The 15344-nt window shown below is 49.3% G+C and carries 21 protein-coding genes and 1 pseudogene; 5 read left to right on the top strand and 17 right to left on the bottom strand.

The window, feature by feature from the left end:
- Nucleotides 1–277 precede the first annotated feature (277 nt).
- The 5 genes and pseudogenes from IPG31_00750 to IPG31_00730 all read right to left on the bottom strand — a co-directional run bounded on the left by IPG31_00750 (nt 278) and on the right by IPG31_00730 (nt 5298).
- Nucleotides 278–1428: pseudogene (locus tag IPG31_00750) on the bottom strand (IS3 family transposase).
- Nucleotides 1429–1460: 32 nt separating this feature from the next.
- The gene (locus IPG31_00745) at nt 1461–2168 is read right to left on the bottom strand and encodes a hypothetical protein (protein ID MBK6616951.1); all 708 of its coding nucleotides are present in this window, start codon (nt 2166–2168) and stop codon (nt 1461–1463) included.
- A 65-nt stretch (nt 2169–2233) separates the two neighbouring features.
- Nucleotides 2234–2689, bottom strand: coding sequence for a zinc ribbon domain-containing protein (locus IPG31_00740; GenBank protein ID MBK6616950.1), 456 nt, complete (start codon nt 2687–2689; stop codon nt 2234–2236).
- A gap of 184 nt (nt 2690–2873) precedes the next feature.
- The gene (locus tag IPG31_00735) at nt 2874–3791 is read right to left on the bottom strand and encodes an ATP-binding protein (GenBank protein MBK6616949.1); all 918 of its coding nucleotides are present in this window, start codon (nt 3789–3791) and stop codon (nt 2874–2876) included.
- Nucleotides 3784–5298: an IS21 family transposase gene (locus IPG31_00730; GenBank protein ID MBK6616948.1), complete on the bottom strand. Its 1515-nt coding sequence runs from the start codon at nt 5296–5298 to the stop codon at nt 3784–3786. Before IPG31_00730 ends, IPG31_00735 begins: the two co-directional genes overlap by 8 nt.
- Nucleotides 5299–5853: 555 nt before the next feature.
- Here IPG31_00730 and IPG31_00725 point away from each other — a divergent pair.
- Both IPG31_00725 and IPG31_00720 read left to right on the top strand, forming a co-directional pair.
- Nucleotides 5854–6117 (top strand): antitoxin, encoded by a 264-nt coding sequence (locus IPG31_00725; protein ID MBK6616947.1) that lies wholly within the window; start codon nt 5854–5856, stop codon nt 6115–6117.
- On the top strand, nt 6117–6443 hold the full coding sequence (locus IPG31_00720) for a type II toxin-antitoxin system PemK/MazF family toxin (protein MBK6616946.1): 327 nt from the start codon (nt 6117–6119) through the stop codon (nt 6441–6443). Before IPG31_00725 ends, IPG31_00720 begins: the two co-directional genes overlap by 1 nt.
- A 41-nt stretch (nt 6444–6484) precedes the next feature.
- On the opposite strand, the gene IPG31_00715 is transcribed toward IPG31_00720, so the two are convergent.
- The 3 genes from IPG31_00715 to IPG31_00705 all read right to left on the bottom strand — a co-directional run bounded on the left by IPG31_00715 (nt 6485) and on the right by IPG31_00705 (nt 8269).
- Entirely contained in the window at nt 6485–7072 is a 588-nt protein-coding gene (locus IPG31_00715) for a recombinase family protein (GenBank protein MBK6616945.1), read from the bottom strand.
- Nucleotides 7073–7781: 709 nt separating this feature from the next.
- Nucleotides 7782–8060, bottom strand: a complete 279-nt coding sequence (locus IPG31_00710) for a type II toxin-antitoxin system RelE/ParE family toxin (GenBank protein ID MBK6616944.1) — start codon at nt 8058–8060, stop codon at nt 7782–7784.
- On the bottom strand, nt 8060–8269 hold the full coding sequence (locus IPG31_00705; protein MBK6616943.1) for a hypothetical protein: 210 nt from the start codon (nt 8267–8269) through the stop codon (nt 8060–8062). Before IPG31_00705 ends, IPG31_00710 begins: the two co-directional genes overlap by 1 nt.
- Nucleotides 8270–8409: 140 nt before the next feature.
- Between IPG31_00705 and IPG31_00700 the strand changes: the two genes are divergently transcribed.
- Nucleotides 8410–8688 carry an HU family DNA-binding protein gene (locus IPG31_00700; protein ID MBK6616942.1) on the top strand — a complete coding sequence of 93 codons (279 nt, stop codon included), beginning with the start codon at nt 8410–8412 and terminating at the stop codon, nt 8686–8688.
- 110 nt (nt 8689–8798) lie between these two features.
- On the opposite strand, the gene IPG31_00695 is transcribed toward IPG31_00700, so the two are convergent.
- The 5 genes from IPG31_00695 to IPG31_00675 form a co-directional block, all read right to left on the bottom strand.
- Entirely contained in the window at nt 8799–9071 is a 273-nt protein-coding gene (locus tag IPG31_00695) for a hypothetical protein (GenBank protein MBK6616941.1), read from the bottom strand.
- Nucleotides 9072–9117: 46 nt separating this feature from the next.
- Nucleotides 9118–9492, bottom strand: a complete 375-nt coding sequence (locus tag IPG31_00690) for a hypothetical protein (protein ID MBK6616940.1) — start codon at nt 9490–9492, stop codon at nt 9118–9120.
- Complete coding sequence (gene radC, locus IPG31_00685; GenBank protein ID MBK6616939.1) at nt 9489–10094, bottom strand: DNA repair protein RadC; 606 nt, start codon at nt 10092–10094, stop codon at nt 9489–9491. The genes IPG31_00690 and radC overlap by 4 nt, the downstream gene beginning before the upstream one ends.
- Before the next feature lie 236 nt (nt 10095–10330).
- Nucleotides 10331–10651 (bottom strand): hypothetical protein, encoded by a 321-nt coding sequence (locus tag IPG31_00680; GenBank protein ID MBK6616938.1) that lies wholly within the window; start codon nt 10649–10651, stop codon nt 10331–10333.
- Complete coding sequence (locus tag IPG31_00675) at nt 10638–11444, bottom strand: DUF1738 domain-containing protein (GenBank protein MBK6616937.1); 807 nt, start codon at nt 11442–11444, stop codon at nt 10638–10640. The genes IPG31_00680 and IPG31_00675 overlap by 14 nt, the downstream gene beginning before the upstream one ends.
- Before the next feature lie 93 nt (nt 11445–11537).
- Here IPG31_00675 and IPG31_00670 point away from each other — a divergent pair, with 93 nt between their 5' ends.
- Nucleotides 11538–11891, top strand: a complete 354-nt coding sequence (locus IPG31_00670; GenBank protein ID MBK6616936.1) for a hypothetical protein — start codon at nt 11538–11540, stop codon at nt 11889–11891.
- 130 nt (nt 11892–12021) lie between these two features.
- Here the strand turns inward: IPG31_00670 and IPG31_00665 are convergent, their stop codons facing one another.
- A complete protein-coding gene (locus IPG31_00665; GenBank protein ID MBK6616935.1) occupies nt 12022–12231 on the bottom strand; it encodes a hypothetical protein in 210 nt (69 codons plus the stop codon).
- A 29-nt stretch (nt 12232–12260) separates the two neighbouring features.
- On the opposite strand from IPG31_00665, the gene IPG31_00660 reads away from it, so the two are divergent.
- Complete coding sequence (locus IPG31_00660) at nt 12261–12431, top strand: hypothetical protein (protein MBK6616934.1); 171 nt, start codon at nt 12261–12263, stop codon at nt 12429–12431.
- A gap of 95 nt (nt 12432–12526) precedes the next feature.
- Here IPG31_00660 and IPG31_00655 read toward each other — a convergent pair whose 3' ends face one another.
- The 3 genes from IPG31_00655 to IPG31_00645 all read right to left on the bottom strand — a co-directional run bounded on the left by IPG31_00655 (nt 12527) and on the right by IPG31_00645 (nt 15335).
- Nucleotides 12527–13582 (bottom strand): recombinase RecT, encoded by a 1056-nt coding sequence (locus IPG31_00655; GenBank protein MBK6616933.1) that lies wholly within the window; start codon nt 13580–13582, stop codon nt 12527–12529.
- A gap of 258 nt (nt 13583–13840) precedes the next feature.
- Nucleotides 13841–15061 carry a toprim domain-containing protein gene (locus IPG31_00650; protein ID MBK6616932.1) on the bottom strand — a complete coding sequence of 407 codons (1221 nt, stop codon included), beginning with the start codon at nt 15059–15061 and terminating at the stop codon, nt 13841–13843.
- Nucleotides 15003–15335, bottom strand: coding sequence for a hypothetical protein (locus IPG31_00645; GenBank protein ID MBK6616931.1), 333 nt, complete (start codon nt 15333–15335; stop codon nt 15003–15005). The genes IPG31_00650 and IPG31_00645 overlap by 59 nt, the downstream gene beginning before the upstream one ends.
- Nucleotides 15336–15344 lie beyond the last annotated feature (9 nt).

Raw genomic sequence — 15344 nt, 5'->3', positions numbered from 1 at the left:
GAATTGCCAACTTGCTGTTTCCGGCGTTCTGATGCTTTTCGAGTTGTGATGCAGCGAACTCGCGAGCCTTTTCAAGAAGGAGAGAACCGTCGGGGCCAAGAATTCCATCCCACAACACGTCACCAAGATAATGTAGTATGTATAGTGGACCCCTCCGTCAAGACAATAATGTATCGAGTTTAAGAGGGTAACCTTCTTCATGCAGCGGAACGGCGCTGCCCCGGTTTTCGGTTTCTTTTTTTGTTTCTACTTCTGTGTGAGATTTTTCTTTCTCACTATATTTGTCCACAATCCTTGCTCCGCCACCACTCGCTGTACGGTATACCTGATCTGGCGTGTCGTAGCCCAGCGATTGGTGCGGTCTTTCTGTGTTGTAAAGCACAAAGTATTCTGTCAGACCTATCAGCAATTCAGGCATCGTGGCGTAACCTTTCAGATACACGTCCTCGTGTTTGACGCTGCGCCAGAGCCGTTCCACAAAGATGTTATCCAGTGCCCGGCCACGCCCGTCCATGCTGATGGCGATTTCTTTTTTTAACAGCACACCAGTAAAAGCTTCGCTGGTGAACTGGCAGCCCTGATCGGTGTTGAATATCTCGGGCGTTCCATATGTCTGCAATGCCTGCTCCAGGCAGTCCACACAGAATCCGCTATCCAGCGTATTCGATAACCGCCACGACAGCACTTTACGCGAGTACCAGTCGATCACGGCCACCAAGTACACGAACCCGCGTGCCAAGCGGATGTATGTGATGTCCGTACTCCATACCTGATTGGGGCGGATCACATTCACGCCTCTGAGCAGGTACGGATAAACTTTGTGCTGCGGGTGCGGGCGGCTGGTATTCGGCCCCGGCGCCATGCCGGCAAGGCCCAGTATGCCCATCAACCTCTGTACGCGCTTGCGGTTGATCTTGTAACCTAAACCACGCAGATAATGCTTGATCTTGCGGCTGCCGTAAAACGGATGACGTGTGTATTCGGCGTCAATCAGTCCCAGCAGTACCAATTCCTGCTCGTCCGGTTTTGCGGCCATGTGCGGCGCATAGACCGTGGAGCGGTTAACTCCCGCCAGTTCGCATTGCCGAGTCAGCGCCAGTGGTTCGATGGCGCTGACCCATTGCTTGCGGTTTTCTACTGGCTGATCCCGGACTTTTTTTTGAGCCAGTCCAGTTCCATCTTCAACCGCCCGATCTCGGAACACAGGCGCTCCGGGCTAGCTGACGGGTCGGCAGGCTTTGGACCGCGCTTGGAATCAAACAGGCTGGATGCCTGCTCTTGCAGCTCCTTCTTCCACATACCAACCTGTGTCGGATGAACCCCAAACTCCTGGCCAATTTCGTTAACCGTCTTGATGCCACGGACCGCTTCAAGTGCCACCTTGGCCTTGAACTCGCCACTAAAATTCTTGCGCTTCGTTTCGCTCATAACCTGCTCCTCAATTGCAGCAGGTTACCACCTTAATTTATTGTCTGAAAATCGGGGGCCACTATAATGGGAATGCCATCAACATCATGGGCGATCATTCCCGTACAGATTTCCCCCATACGCTTGAGATACTTCCCTTCGTTAGTTTTAGGGTTGTCAATCGAAGCATGCTTAGCAACGTACTCCGCTACGGATGGATGAACGACGATTCTGGGGTACTGTGCAAGTTGGCTTTCAGCTTCGTGAGCGCGCCCAACAACTGGCCCGAATAGTTCACCTTCATCAAGCTCGATGCCGCTGCCAATCGCGATTCCTCCGCGAATTGGAGACCCTTTAGCTAATGACATGAGGAGAAGCATTGCTGCCGCTCCCAAGGCTTTATAAACCGACCCAATTGGAAAATGAGATTCGTCTTGCCTAAGTGGCACAAAAATTACCAAGCCATCGGAGAACCGCTGAATTTTGCAGATTCTTTTGGCCATTTTCTCCTTAAATTCGCGTAATTCCTCAGGCCACGGCGGTTCCGACTGAAACGAATCGTGGCAGGTGAAATACTCCTCTACGTCTTTTTTCAGATATTCGATTGATTGAATGAATTTAATAACCTGAGATGTGAACTCGGGTAGTTCAGTGCTCTCGTCTTCGGGAATATCTGCAATTTTCTGATAGAGATTTCGATGGCCAAGCAAATCGACAATCACGGTCAGATAGTTGGCAAATTGATACGGCGCATCAGACATGTGCAAGTAACCTAACGTTTGCCATAACCGCCAGAAGAAGGGCGCTTTAGAGCATCCTTCTAACTTTATTTATAATTCTGATTTAAGTTCATGTTGTTTTTTGCTTGCTGTACGTAATCTTGATATGCAGGGATTACTAGAAAGGCACTTGCGATATCTAGAGATATGACGGTAATGATAAGTACCCCTCCCCAGAATGACCATTTCTTTTGAACACGATTAAAATGTTCGATGCTTTCCCATTCCTTGTTTCTCCAAGCCCATTCCCGACCTTTAATACCGAGTATTACACACATAATAATACCTACAATAGGAATAAATGATAATAATCCAACCCAAGTCCGATTTCCTATCGCCCAAATTCCATTAAAGATAAAAGCCCCCCAAGACCAGCCTTTAATGCCATCCGGGATGGCTGGATTCTCATGTTTTTTACTAAACAACGATGTTTTGCAATATGTGCATATATTTGCGGTTTTTTTTATTTCTTTGCGACAATTTCTGCAGAAAACCATAGCCATTTTTCGGCATCCTTTCTATAAAGATGAGAATAATAACTACGACAAAACCAGTGGATTATTTAGGATTCTGTCGGGTACGAACCAAGTCCGTGTGCGTATTCCATCCAATATATGTTGGCGCCGGTTGAAAACTGACCATCTGTGCCGGTTTAAAATTGACCAGGTGTTATAGCTGTGTAGCGTACTACACAGCTGTGGATAAGTCGACCAGACTGCAGTTGGTTTTGAGCTCCTGTTCAGGTTGAATGATTGCTGACCGACAGCCATGTGGCGGCTGATTTTCATGTTTCATGAATGGTTCTGTCTCTTCCATTGCCAAAGATCGTTTCGCTTTCTCCCGCAACTGGATTCGATCCTTGGCGATTGCGCTGCTTTGCTTGAAACGGAATGACTCGTTGCCGGTTTCGATGATGTGGCAATGATGAGTCAGTCGATCTAGTAACGCGGTGGTCAGCTTGGCATCAATGAACACGCTGCTCCATTCCGAGAAGGTGAGATTGGTGGTAATGATGACACTGGTTCGCTCATAGAGCTTGGAGAGTAAGTGGAACAACAAAGCCCCGCCAGCCTGCGAGAACGGCAAATAGCCAAGCTCGTCCAGAATGACCAGATCCATCTGCATCAAGCTCAGTGCCAACCTTCCCTGTTTGCCAGTGGCCTTCTCTTGCTCCAGCATATTAGCCAAATCCACGGTAGAGTAGAAGCGCACCCTTTTGCCGTGATACTGAATGCCTGAGACACCGATTGCGGTTGCCAGATGGGTCTTGCCGGTACCGGTTCCACCGACCAGCACCAGATTCTGTGCAGCATCGGTAAATTCCATCGTGGCGAGCCGGCTGATTAATGATTCATCCACTTTGGATTGACTGAAGTCGAAGCCTGGCAAATTACGATGAACAGGAAATTTGGCAGCGTTTATCTGATAGCGGATAGAGCGGATTCCCCGATCGGTGGATTCGGCTTCCAGCAAAAGACGGAGTAGCCATACCGACGAATCCAGCGAAGCGGTTGCACCTGACACTCCTTGGCTTTGCAGTTCAGTGTAGCATTCTGCCATGCCATGTAACTTGAGCGCCTTGAGCTGGGTGGTAATGTCAGACATGGGACACCTCCTGTGCATTCAGGCTGTCATAGCGGGCAGTATCCGCCAGCGGTTCCTCGGTGAGTTTAAGGCTGGTTTCTACCTGCGCTGGAATTTGTGACTGATTAAGGCGTGCCAGCACGTTCAGCACATGTTCGGCGCTAGTCACACCTGATTCCAGTACCAGTTCGACCGCAACCAGAACCGCCTCCAGGCCATGCAATGGAACAGCGGCAAGTACCTTGGCCATGGTTCTGTCACCCTGCTGCCGTTCACGTCGTCGTAACGCAGTTTGTAGTTGTGCGAAAGGAGCTGGCAATTCGGCGAATGGTGCGCCGTTGCGCAGCGCGCCGGGCTTCTTCTCGATTAGCGGAATGTAGTGTTGCCAGTTGTAGCTGATTTGATCACAATCCAGCAGACGCGTATGGCAGGCAACGATCGCATTCTCGGAAGACACCTCGATCCGGTCAGGATAGAGATGGATCGCCACTTTGTGGTTGGCCAGATGGCAGGGAACGGAATAGCGATTGCGCTGCACCGTAACCAGACACGTACTGGAAACACGCGCCAGCACCTCGACATAGCCATCGAATGGGGTTGGCATCGGCATCAAATGCATCTGTTCCTGTTCGAGCGCATCGGCGACGGTAATGTCTGCTGAGTGCGGATGCTGCACTTCCGACCACAGGGCGCGGCAACGTGCTTCTAGCCAGATGTTGAGCTCCGTGAATGAACTGAACTGTTGCTGTTTGGCTTCGATCCAGACACGACGGCGGGTATCCTGCACGTTCTTCTCGACGATTCCCTTTTCCCAGCCAGAAGCAATGTTGCAGAAATCCGGATCAAACAAGTAGTGCGCCGTCATGGCGAAGAAGCGCGTGTTGACGATGCGACCATTGCCTTTGGAAACCTTGTCCACAGCGGTCTTCATGTTGTCGTAAATGCCGCGCTTGGTAACACCGTCAAAAGCTGTAAAAGCTCGGGTATGCGCATCGAACAACATCTCGTGGCTTTGCATCGGATAGCCCGATAGCATGAATGCACGGCTGGCGCATAGCTTGGTGTGAGCCGCCAAAATCTTGCGATGGATGCCGCCAATTACCAGCCACTCCTCGCTCCAGTCAAACTGAAATGCTTCGCCGAACTCGAACTTGAGCGGCACAAAAGCAGATTTGCCGGTAACTGTGGCAGCGTGGCTGCGCCGATTGCGGATGAAATCAGTGACGATGGTATAGCCGCCAGTGAAGCCTTCCTTCTGCATTGCCTCGAACAGCATCAAAGCAGTGCGCCGATCTCGCTTCGGGCGATGCGAATCAGCTTCCAGCGCCAGCAGCAGCCTGGGTTCAAACGGAGTCAGCTTGCCGGTAGTCTTGGCCCTTTGATACTTGGGCTCAGATCCGCCGGGCTCTTGCAGCCATTTCTTGATGGTGTTGCGCGACAGACTTGTCCGCCGCTGGATCTCACTGATAGTGAGATGTTCACGATAAAACATCCGTCGAATCTTTGCATATATAACCATGGTAATCACCCCTGTTTGCTCCTGCTTAGAAATTAAGCAGGGTACGTGGATTACCTGGTCAAAATTCAACCGGTACAAATGGGCTTATCTGGTCAGTTTTCAACCGGCGTCAACACGAGATGGATGTGCTGCATAACACACTGTCCAGGCCTGCCACCAAGAAGCTCATGAGATTACTGTGACAGTTTACTAAATATACTCGTCGATTCCATTGCTACCGTATCCACGCCGCAGCACACCAGCCAGTCCGCCAACTCCTCCAGGTCTTCGGTGAAACTTTTAAACTCCTGGACCGGTTCATCGTCACGATCCGGCGACACCGCCACAAAATGGCTTGCCGAACCGATGTCGATTCCCGCCGCAGCCGCAACGGTTCGGGTACGTCGTTATACTCACTCTCTCAAACGGGATGGCTGCTTTCGCGGCCTCACCAATGTCGCAGACGTGACCCGCGACCACGCTCATTTCTGGATTGGAATATACTTTTTAGTCGCTAAAAATGTTTAGCAGGGATTTGGTCAAAATGTTATATTTAAGTATAACCTAACGAAGGGAGTATTTACCATGCACACAACGAATCTCCGCAAGGTCGGCGGATCGATCATGTTATCCGTCCCTCCGACGATCCTCGACCTGCTGCATTTGCAAGCCGGTGATACGGTTGGCGTAGCCATCGTTGATGGTCGCCTGGTGGTCGATCCCAAGCTCCGCCCACGCTACACGCTGGCCGATCTGCTGGCCGAAGCCGAAGCATCCGGCGCATATCCTCTGTCGGAGGAAGAACGCGAATGGATCGACGCCCCGGCAGTTGGAAAAGAGCTGATTTGATGAAGCGTGGCGATATTTACCTCGTCGATCTGGAACCAACAGCGGGCCATGAACAGCGCGGCCATCGACCGGTGCTGGTCGTGTCGTCGGAAGCCTTCAACCGGCTGACCCGATGCCCTGTTGTCCTGCCCATCACCAATGGTGGCGGATTTTCCCACCGTGTCGGTTTCGCGGTGCCGATCAGCGGCATCAAGACTACGGGTATCGTGCGATGCGATCAGCCTCGTGCCATCGATCTGTCCGCTCGCAATGGTCGCAAGGTTGGCACGCTGCCAGCGGAGATCATGGATGAAGTCTTGGCCACGGCAGCCACCTTGTTCCAATAGCTCGATCCGCGTCCGTTCGTCCATACCTAAAGTGAACTGTTCTAACCACGCATCGCCCACACTCTTTTGACCTGGCTTTTGCTGCATCCGGCCAGCTTCGCGGTTTCCGCAATGCTGTTGCCGCCCGCTCGCAGTGCCGCGATGCGTTCGTGCATGGACGTATCGGTTTTGCGACCGGCGTACCGGCCCGCAGCCTTCGCCAGTTCGATGCCCTGGCGCTGACGTTCGCGCCGGTCTTCATAGTCGTCATGAGCTATTTGCAAAGCCAGCTTCAGGAGCATATCTTGCACGGACTCAAGAACGATGCGGGCAACACCCTGTGTGCCGACCGCCAGTTCGCTCAGGTCGATGATACCGGGTACCGACAGCCGCGCACCCTTTGCGCGGATTGATGCCACCAACTTTTCGGCATCTTCCAGGGGCAAGCGGCTGATGCGATCGATTTTTTCGGCCACCACAGCTTCACCAGGTTGCAGATCGTTGATCATTCGCAGCAGCTCGACGCGATCCGCCCGAGCGCCAGAAGCTTTTTCGCGGTAGATACCGGCAACGTAGAAACCCGCTGCCTTGGCCGACGTGGCGATGGCCTCTTGCCGGGCCAGGTCCTGTGCGTCCGTGCTTACCCGCATGTAGATTCTGGCCACCTTGAATGGGGCATCCGTATTGTCTACTTTCTTCTTTGTCTCCATACCTTAGCTTTTTTGTGTATAGCCATCTTAGCCTATTATAGGCTACCTGGCCAATAATGCAAAATCCAATCTAAATTGGCTATGTAGTTTTTGACTACCTAAATTGACCATGTAGAGCAAAAAACTTACTCTTGTTTGTCAGCTACCCCGGCCTAAAGACCGGAGCTTGGAAGAGTAGTAAGAAGCTCAGTTGACCAGCCTCAGTTACAGCAAACTGTAACTACGTTGTAACGAAGTACAAGACACACCAGCGAATGCTTCCTCAGTTCGCTGCTCTGTATCTGGCCTAAGCTGCGTTTCAACATTGGCGAGGGGAGCGAACCGAAAGAACGCCGCGTGAGGCGATTGGAACGCCGGAAGGATTGGAACAGGTGAAATTCTTGCTGCATACATACGAACACGACGAAGCACAGCAGGCTAAAGCTCAACACCGCGCACAGGTTTCCTATGAATTTCTTTGGCAGTCGGTAGGGATAACACCATAGGTAAACCGTCGCCATCGATGGATGTCTATAAGCATTTCCTAATTTTTACCTTTTCGAGGATATGCGGAGATCAGCATATTCGAGGGGATGGGCAAAAATAGCCTTGTTAGCCTGTGGAGAATTGGCGCATTCATGCCGGGGAGGACGTCAATCATTTTTGAATATTACTTGTCTTGCCGCTTGAGATCGCGATAAAAATTCTCGTGAGGACCAAAGGTCAGCAGTCTCAAGTTTTTCTCATCTAGAATACGGTAGGCCAATATGCATAACTGGTTCGATGAACGGAACTTGTAGACTCGAATGCCTTGCAGATCTCCCACCTTTGCTTCACCACACTCAGGGTTGTCGGCGACAGTACGTACTGCCTCATCCAGCTCGGATTTCCGCTGGGAATGTAGTTTTTTTACCGCACGCTCGAACGTAGGGGTAACAAGCAGTCGCATCAGCCGAACTTATATTCGCCGACAGGTTCCTCCTGATCAGCGAGCAAGATGTCGCGAATCACGCTAAACGGTAAATCGGGATTTTCTTCGGCGATTCTGCCAATCTGCGACCAGTATTCGATTTGCTTGGGTACCGACCGATGTTCAATTTGTGCATAACGCTTGGCTTGAGCGATCAGATTCTCTGATAACTTTACGTTCACAGACATGAAAATCTCCAGTTAAAAGCCCATTATAGTCCAATTGGTTCCATAATGGCACCTTAGTATTTCCTCATCTGCTTTCATGCTGGCAACAAAGCTAAACGGCTATACTGCAGGCTTTCCAACCAACAGGAGTATTTTGAGCGATGAACAAGACCGAACTGATTGAGCAGATTGCCATCCGCACCAACTTAACCAAGGCCGATGCGGGTCGTGCCTTGAGCGCCGTGCTGGATACCATCGTTGAAACCGTGAGCGACGGTGATGATGTGACGCTGCCCGGTTTTGGTTCGTTCAAAGCAACTCAACGCGCTGCCCGTGAAGGCAAGAATCCCAGGACGGGCGAGAAACTTTCGATTGCTGCGTCAACCGTGCCCAAATTCTCTGCTGGAGCAACTTTCAAGAGTGCGGTTGCCAAGAAATAATCGGGTTAGAACCAAGACCATCTTCTGCAATGTGTATCGCTCAAAAAAATTCACCCCTAGCGGTAAAACCGCCAGGAGTGAATTCATCAGTTTGGATCAATCACAATGTCTTAAGACATCGCTGATTCATAACAGTAAGGATTAAAACTACGGATTTCTGAATATTCAGAATGGTATTCAAGAAATCCAGGTTCAATGCCCCGCTGTCTCAGTGACTTTATGAAAGTGGACAAATCAACATCCTCCTCCAGATAAGCATAATCACCCCGCTGATAGCTGAAAGAAGTGATTTTCTCCGCGATACCCAAATCATCCAGTAGAAGTTTGGGAACCTGGAGCCAACCGTGACCGGCATCTGAATAAAACTTAAACACTGTTTTCATGGCAGCTCCTTGTAACAGCCTCTATGAGACTATCGAGATCATCTGACTAAAACAAAACACCATTCAGCGAACGATAGCTATCGTGATGTTTTTCATTCTCAGTTAAACCGACGATCTCACTGATGCGCACCAGCTCTGTTTCAACGACATCATCAGAATGCTTGTGATATGCCTTGAAATAGAACATGTTACCCAGCACGCAAAGCCTATGTCCTGAGAGCCGATACTCGTCTTCGTTCCCCCAGCGATCCGGACACATTCGACACTCGATACTCTCCAGATCGAATTCGGTACAAATCTCAGCCATCTGTTGCAGACGATGTATAAATGCCTGATTGACCGTGAATTCAGTCCAGAATGGCACTTCATCGCAGCCAATACATCTTGTATACGATGAAACAATCATTTTGAATGTTTTCATAACAGCCCCCTTTCGGCAAATGATATGCCGACAGAGTTTGCTATCACGAAATGATCCAGTAGCCTCACTTCCACGAGATCAAGGACTTTCTTGATATGCACCGTCAACTGAATATCTGCCGACGATGGATCAGGAAGACCGGATGGGTGGTTGTGAGCCAGAATTACTGCTGCCGCATTCACGGATAGCGCCTGCTTCACAATTTCCCTTGGATAAACACTGGCCTGGTTGATCGTTCCCCGAAACATTTCTTCGGCTGTGATCAGTCTGTGCTGCGTATCCAGCCACAGGCACCAGAAAACCTCATGTTCAATATTGCCAATTCTGGTGCATAACCAGGTTTTAACAATATCCGGCTGAGAAAATGCTTCGCCGGAAGTCATCTGTTGCAGGTAACAGCGGGATAAAAGCTCCTTGGCTGCTCCCAGGTTTGGATGAACATGGTAGGATGCGTGATGTTCACCGCTTGATAATGTTTCTGATCTTGGATTCATGAAACCAAACAACTCGGGGAGATATTTGGTTTCAATATTGCTGGCGAGTTCTTCGCCGACAAGCAATGCCAGAAGTTCGACATTGCTCATTTCGTTGAATTGCTTCATGGTGCTACTCCTTTTAGAGGGGCACCATATCCCCAACAGGGGAAATGATGTCCCCTGTTGGGAAAGAGTATGCCTTGACAGACATACCCGGCTTGTACTGCTTGTTTTGAGCGGCCAGTTACCGCTTGCTTCCACTGTTGGTATAACCGACAGGTAGAAAATATGCTTTTCAAAAAACACTTTTCAATGCGTTTTGAAAAGCCCCCGCACCTTGCGGCACAGGGGTAAATCAAAGATCAAACTACATCCGATACCTCACTTTCAGCATCTTCTGTAGCCTGTATCAGGGAAATTGTGTGTAAAACACAATCCATCGCTTCCCGGCAGATAAACCCATCTCCGTCCTTATCTACATTGATTAGACAAATAACTGAGATTAGCTCATCAAGGTCAAGCAATGCCTGTTCTGCCATATCCTCGGCCTGCAATGACTCATCAATGGCTCGCTGTATTGAACCATCACGATCAAAATACATGCCTTGCATCGTGCAAGCTGCTTCACGAAGCTCGGACATGACGTGTAAAAGTCTACGGAATCTGGATTCAAGCGTTGTCATAAATTCCTCCTTTATTGCCAGCCGAAAGGATTTTGTTGGCTGCACCAAAAACCCGCTGTATATTTTTACCAGCGAGTTGTCTGAATTTAGACTGCCGCAACCAATGCTGAATGTATCCCCGGCTTTCTTCCAGTCCTGGCAAGCCAAGTGAAGCACAGCACAGATAAGCTACCGACTCGGCTTCTACCTCGATGAGACTGTAATCGAGCACCTTTCCATCGGAGAGCATCGCCTCTTCTGTGTGGAGCAGACAATGGGTAATTTCATGAAACCTTGTTTTCCATGGCAACGGATTGAGCGGATTAACCGCGATCATGCCCCTGTATGGAAATGAATAGCCCATTTTGTTGCCATCTATATCGGAAAAGTCTACTTCCCGGATAATCAAGGCATCCAGCGCCGTTGCGTAGTTCCATTCTGGAACCAGCAACTCAGGCTCGTATGCTTCGCCTTCGGTTTGATTCAGGCTGAACCAGAATTTCTTCAGCATGAATCCTTTGAAATGAATTTTTCCAGTTTCGTCATTTTCATCACTGGTATCACTCCTTTTCCGAATCTTTATCGGCATGAATAACGACAAGGCTTTTTCACCCTTCTTGACTTTACGGCCAAGCTTTTTCCAGCCGTTGAAGCTGGCGATAGGTGATACTGGCAATCCTCGTTCATCAAGCTGTGCTGTTGCAAGCACCCTGTTGCAGAGGGAATAGTTGTACATGGCAGAATATGCGCTGGATAGTTTTCCAGGCATCGTCAACGCTTCATGCAGCAATTGATTCCAGTCGAATTTTTCCATCATGGTGTCTCCAAAAGAAAAAGCGGAGACACCATGCCCCTGCGGGAATAATGTCCCCGCTTAGGGTTGTGGTTAGCGTGATAGACTAATTACATGATAAAAAAATGTAATTCATCTTTCACGGTCTTCAGTGGTGGCAAGGATGATCAGGATCGCAAGAAATATCTCCTGCGCAACCAGCCATGGATATTCTGTCAGGAAGAATTTGATCAGCTTTGCGAGCTTTTTCAACTATCGAGATCAGAAGTATTTGACTTGTGTCTGGATAGAATCAGACACAAAGCCTTCAACAGTGATGAGGCTGCCGCAGTTGTTGCCGTCATGGAAGGAAGAAGTAACGCTCCCGAAATTCTGGCAAAAATGCGGCGTATGAGCTTCAGACTCGAAACCTCCGAGCCACAAGCTCCTCCTCAATCAAACGAACCAGGCGACAAAGACCCTGCTTGAGGCCGTCATCGCTGATGCAGTTTTTATGTTAAGAGCATCATCCCGACGAGCAAGAAGCTCACGATCTGACGCCTGCTCAAGCCACCGGTAAAAGGCGGCCATATCAAACAGGATACCCATAGCATTCTCCTTATTGGCTTAGGAGTTTGCTCTTGGCATCTTTTCTGCCTGTGATACGAACACCCCTGCGTAACCAGGTAGGGGTATCGTATTTGCGCCATTCTTCATTTGGCGCAAATACAGGAGCTGTTTCCAGCCATTGGACCGGCTGAAAACATTTTTTACTGCGTTTGCAATTCATCCAGGCAAACGCTGCTTTTATAGAAAATAATATTTCCATGATGTCGCTCCTTGAAATACGGAGACACCATGCCCTGCGGGGAGTGGTATCCCCGTGGGACTGATGAAATAGACACCCAATCACCCGGATGCTTGTTGATGCTGTTTTATTTACTTCCCCAGCTTGGAAGATCAGCCATGGATAACCACGGACATGAATCCTGCTTTCCTCAGCACACCTTGATGCGCTCAGGAAAATAGTCATTGATAGCTATATAGCTATCAAGATATATAGCTATCAGGAAACCCCTACGCCGAAGCATAGGGGTAGGTGGTATAAGATAGCTAGCTATCTACTATTTTGATTCGATCAGATCCCTGATTCGTCGGTACTGACGCATCAGAAATTCAAGATCAGTATCAGCAAAGTCTGCCTCCAGTCGGATATAGACCTCATCCAACTGATCGACAGTCTTTGCGTTCTCCAGCGCCAGTACCGCAGCCTGCAATACTGGATCACTGATTGCCGCTTCAGATGTTCTCGCAGTTTTGGCAGAAGGTGGTGTATCTGTCTCTACTTCGCTGGATTCATCCTGATCATCTGCGATAACCGGCACAAATTCTCCTGTGGCGGCATCGATCAGATTGAGATGCTGATCCTTGCCTTGCTCTAATACTGAGTCGAGCGACAAGGCAGTTGCCAGCTCAGGTGATTTCGGCAAAAACTTGCATAATCGCCGGATTGCTGTTTTAAGGCCCATCGCGACAAAATCGGAATCCCAAACAGATTCCTTTTTGCTACGCTTTGCTGCCTGATAACCGCGTGAATTATCACGTATACGCTCGACCTCGGCGACACCCATTGCCACGAATGTCCGGCTTCCGTCTTTGAATACAGCCACCGCATAAAAACCGGCTATGGCTCCCCGCTCCTCTTCGGATGAGGGAAATCCTCCCGCGCTGGTCATAGGCTTGTGTTCAAGGCTACGTTCCATGCCGAGATTCAGGATAAACGTATCGTTCATTCTGACTTCATGTGCGTAGATGTCCTGCACAAAACCACTTTGTCTTGCAAGCTTGATCAATCCTGTATAACCAGGAATGAGCTGGCATTCATTTTTGAATGGAACGAGATGCGCTTCTCCCATCAAGCCAACTTCCAGTCCCAGTTGCGAGGACTGGACGATTGCTGCGAATACTGAGCGCGGATCGCACTCAGCCAGTCGCGGATTCATACGAAATGCGGTTAGTGCAATTCGGGTCATCCGATCTGGATTGATATGCTTGGGTAAGGCCCGTGCAATCTCTCCTTTGAACTTATCCAGCATGGCCGGGAAGTTCTTCGGTTCGTTTCCGTTAACTGGGTTAGCAGCCTGAGAACGATTGATATTTTTCAGTGCTTGAAAAGCCATGATGTTGCTCCTTGATAATGCGGAGACACCATGCCCCTGCGGGAATAATGTCCCCGCTTAGGGTGAAATGGATATAAAACACCAGACAGAAAGAAGCCCGTCAGGTACAGTTGATATACTGATTATTTGGATTCGCCAGTTGCGAATATCGTCTTCCATGATTACTCATGGCAGAAGAATACGGTGTTGATTATCCTAAACATTATCCATGATAACGCTTGGGATAATGCCCCACCCGATGGGCAGGGCTATCCTGGTTCAGGCGGACTTTTGCCTAAATCCATTTTCTTCAAGATCAACAACCGGAAATCCCAGCTTTCCCTGATGGAAAAATACGTCATTCCAGTCTATCGATTTCTGGCCTTGCTCAATCTCTGTAGAAGGTATGAATATCGATGTTTTGAACCCTTCCCGCCACAGACGCCGGGTGAGATTTCTCGCGGCTTCCTGACCATGACCCTTGGGGTGCTGATCAGTCTCAATATCCTTGTCGGCAAAGACAAGAACACGCGTCGTTCCTTCAGGTGGAACGAAATTCTCCAGCAAGGTGGCATTGATCACGCACCATGTTGGAACGCCTGTTCCCTCCATTACCGACAGTGCTGTTTCCAGCCCCTCGGCAATGGCGAGTATCTGCGTATCTCCGCTTGTTAGACGGATAGCGCCACCGGTTATCTGGCGTTCACCTGGATAGCCCATTAATTTCCTGGGCGCGTGAACCGGTGCTTTCCTGCCATCGTTCGTAATATAAGTGCGATGAATGGTGACAGGATTGCTTTCTGCATCACTGACCATGGCAACAATTGCAGGGAATCTGCCAATCAGTTGTCGATTGTCATAGTAGGCAAGCGACGGGTGAAATTTCACCGATTCTTCAGCAGGAAGAATGGATATCCCCCTTCTTGCCAGATACAGCTTTGCTGGCTGTGCCTTTATATCGGAGAGACTGAATGATTCCAGCCAAACACGATTAAGTGCCTGACGGAGCTTCTCATCACCATTGCCGATACTACTGGTACTGACTGATGTCCGTCTTATAGCCGGTTTTTCCTGACTACCAAAACCAAGATAATCTGCAACCGCCTGTAAGGTGGTTTTGAAATCCCAGCCATTCAGCCACATGATGGTTGCAAAGCCATTATTATTGAAACCACAGGTGTTGCATACGCTTCCACCTGTGATCGCAACATCTTTGAATACTCGGAAACCATCCTTACCACCGTGAACCGGGCATGGTACATGGCGTCCCTTGTATTTCAGCGCAACGATGGATTGCGGAGCAATAGCAGAAAGAATTGCTTCCCATCTGCCCATTGCCAAAGTTTTCAATTTTTCTGCTTTCATCTGATTCTCCTTGAAGAAAACCAGCCGAAGCGCATCCCAGGCGGGAATGATTCCCCGGCTGGGAGTGGAATGACAATCAATGATGACAATTTGATTGTCTGATTTCTGCAACGTAACGACGAATAATTTCAGCATCTATCACTGTTGATACGCCGCATTCGATTCGATGTAGAACCTGCTCAAAAAATAGGTTATTTTCCGTGCAGGTGTATTCCAGGCATTCTGTCATGTGGCCATCGAAATTGACGTACAGGGTTTCATTCCTGTACCCAATAACTGATAATCCAGATTCAATTTGCCAGGCTTTTGCATCGGCGGCCTGCTCCGGAAAATTCAGCTCAAGAGCAGCCCAGTCATTTCTGATAAGGGCGTCTTTCCACAGGGCCGGTAATATGATTTGATAACTCATGTTACCTCC

Source organism: Nitrosomonas sp. (genome assembly GCA_016703745.1).
Lineage (GTDB): Bacteria > Pseudomonadota > Gammaproteobacteria > Burkholderiales > Nitrosomonadaceae > Nitrosomonas.
This window is presented reverse-complemented; position numbering and strand designations above follow the sequence as displayed.

What these genes read in the sequence shown, in the direction of transcription:
- IPG31_00745 (MBK6616951.1), bottom strand. Translation starts at nt 2,168, where the DNA reads ATGTCTGATGCGCCGTATCAATTTGCCAACTATCTGACCGTGATTGTC.
- IPG31_00740 (MBK6616950.1), bottom strand. Translation starts at nt 2,689, where the DNA reads ATGGCTATGGTTTTCTGCAGAAATTGTCGCAAAGAAATAAAAAAAACC.
- IPG31_00735 (MBK6616949.1), bottom strand. Translation starts at nt 3,791, where the DNA reads ATGTCTGACATTACCACCCAGCTCAAGGCGCTCAAGTTACATGGCATG.
- IPG31_00725 (MBK6616947.1), top strand. Translation starts at nt 5,854, where the DNA reads ATGCACACAACGAATCTCCGCAAGGTCGGCGGATCGATCATGTTATCC.
- IPG31_00720 (MBK6616946.1), top strand. Translation starts at nt 6,117, where the DNA reads ATGAAGCGTGGCGATATTTACCTCGTCGATCTGGAACCAACAGCGGGC.
- IPG31_00715 (MBK6616945.1), bottom strand. Translation starts at nt 7,072, where the DNA reads ATGCGGGTAAGCACGGACGCACAGGACCTGGCCCGGCAAGAGGCCATC.
- IPG31_00710 (MBK6616944.1), bottom strand. Translation starts at nt 8,060, where the DNA reads ATGCGACTGCTTGTTACCCCTACGTTCGAGCGTGCGGTAAAAAAACTA.
- IPG31_00705 (MBK6616943.1), bottom strand. Translation starts at nt 8,269, where the DNA reads ATGTCTGTGAACGTAAAGTTATCAGAGAATCTGATCGCTCAAGCCAAG.
- IPG31_00700 (MBK6616942.1), top strand. Translation starts at nt 8,410, where the DNA reads ATGAACAAGACCGAACTGATTGAGCAGATTGCCATCCGCACCAACTTA.
- IPG31_00695 (MBK6616941.1), bottom strand. Translation starts at nt 9,071, where the DNA reads ATGAAAACAGTGTTTAAGTTTTATTCAGATGCCGGTCACGGTTGGCTC.
- IPG31_00690 (MBK6616940.1), bottom strand. Translation starts at nt 9,492, where the DNA reads ATGAAAACATTCAAAATGATTGTTTCATCGTATACAAGATGTATTGGC.
- radC (MBK6616939.1), bottom strand. Translation starts at nt 10,094, where the DNA reads ATGAAGCAATTCAACGAAATGAGCAATGTCGAACTTCTGGCATTGCTT.
- IPG31_00680 (MBK6616938.1), bottom strand. Translation starts at nt 10,651, where the DNA reads ATGACAACGCTTGAATCCAGATTCCGTAGACTTTTACACGTCATGTCC.
- IPG31_00675 (MBK6616937.1), bottom strand. Translation starts at nt 11,444, where the DNA reads ATGGAAAAATTCGACTGGAATCAATTGCTGCATGAAGCGTTGACGATG.
- IPG31_00670 (MBK6616936.1), top strand. Translation starts at nt 11,538, where the DNA reads ATGATAAAAAAATGTAATTCATCTTTCACGGTCTTCAGTGGTGGCAAG.
- IPG31_00665 (MBK6616935.1), bottom strand. Translation starts at nt 12,231, where the DNA reads ATGGAAATATTATTTTCTATAAAAGCAGCGTTTGCCTGGATGAATTGC.
- IPG31_00660 (MBK6616934.1), top strand. Translation starts at nt 12,261, where the DNA reads ATGCCCTGCGGGGAGTGGTATCCCCGTGGGACTGATGAAATAGACACC.
- IPG31_00655 (MBK6616933.1), bottom strand. Translation starts at nt 13,582, where the DNA reads ATGGCTTTTCAAGCACTGAAAAATATCAATCGTTCTCAGGCTGCTAAC.
- IPG31_00650 (MBK6616932.1), bottom strand. Translation starts at nt 15,061, where the DNA reads ATGCTGAAATTATTCGTCGTTACGTTGCAGAAATCAGACAATCAAATT.
- IPG31_00645 (MBK6616931.1), bottom strand. Translation starts at nt 15,335, where the DNA reads ATGAGTTATCAAATCATATTACCGGCCCTGTGGAAAGACGCCCTTATC.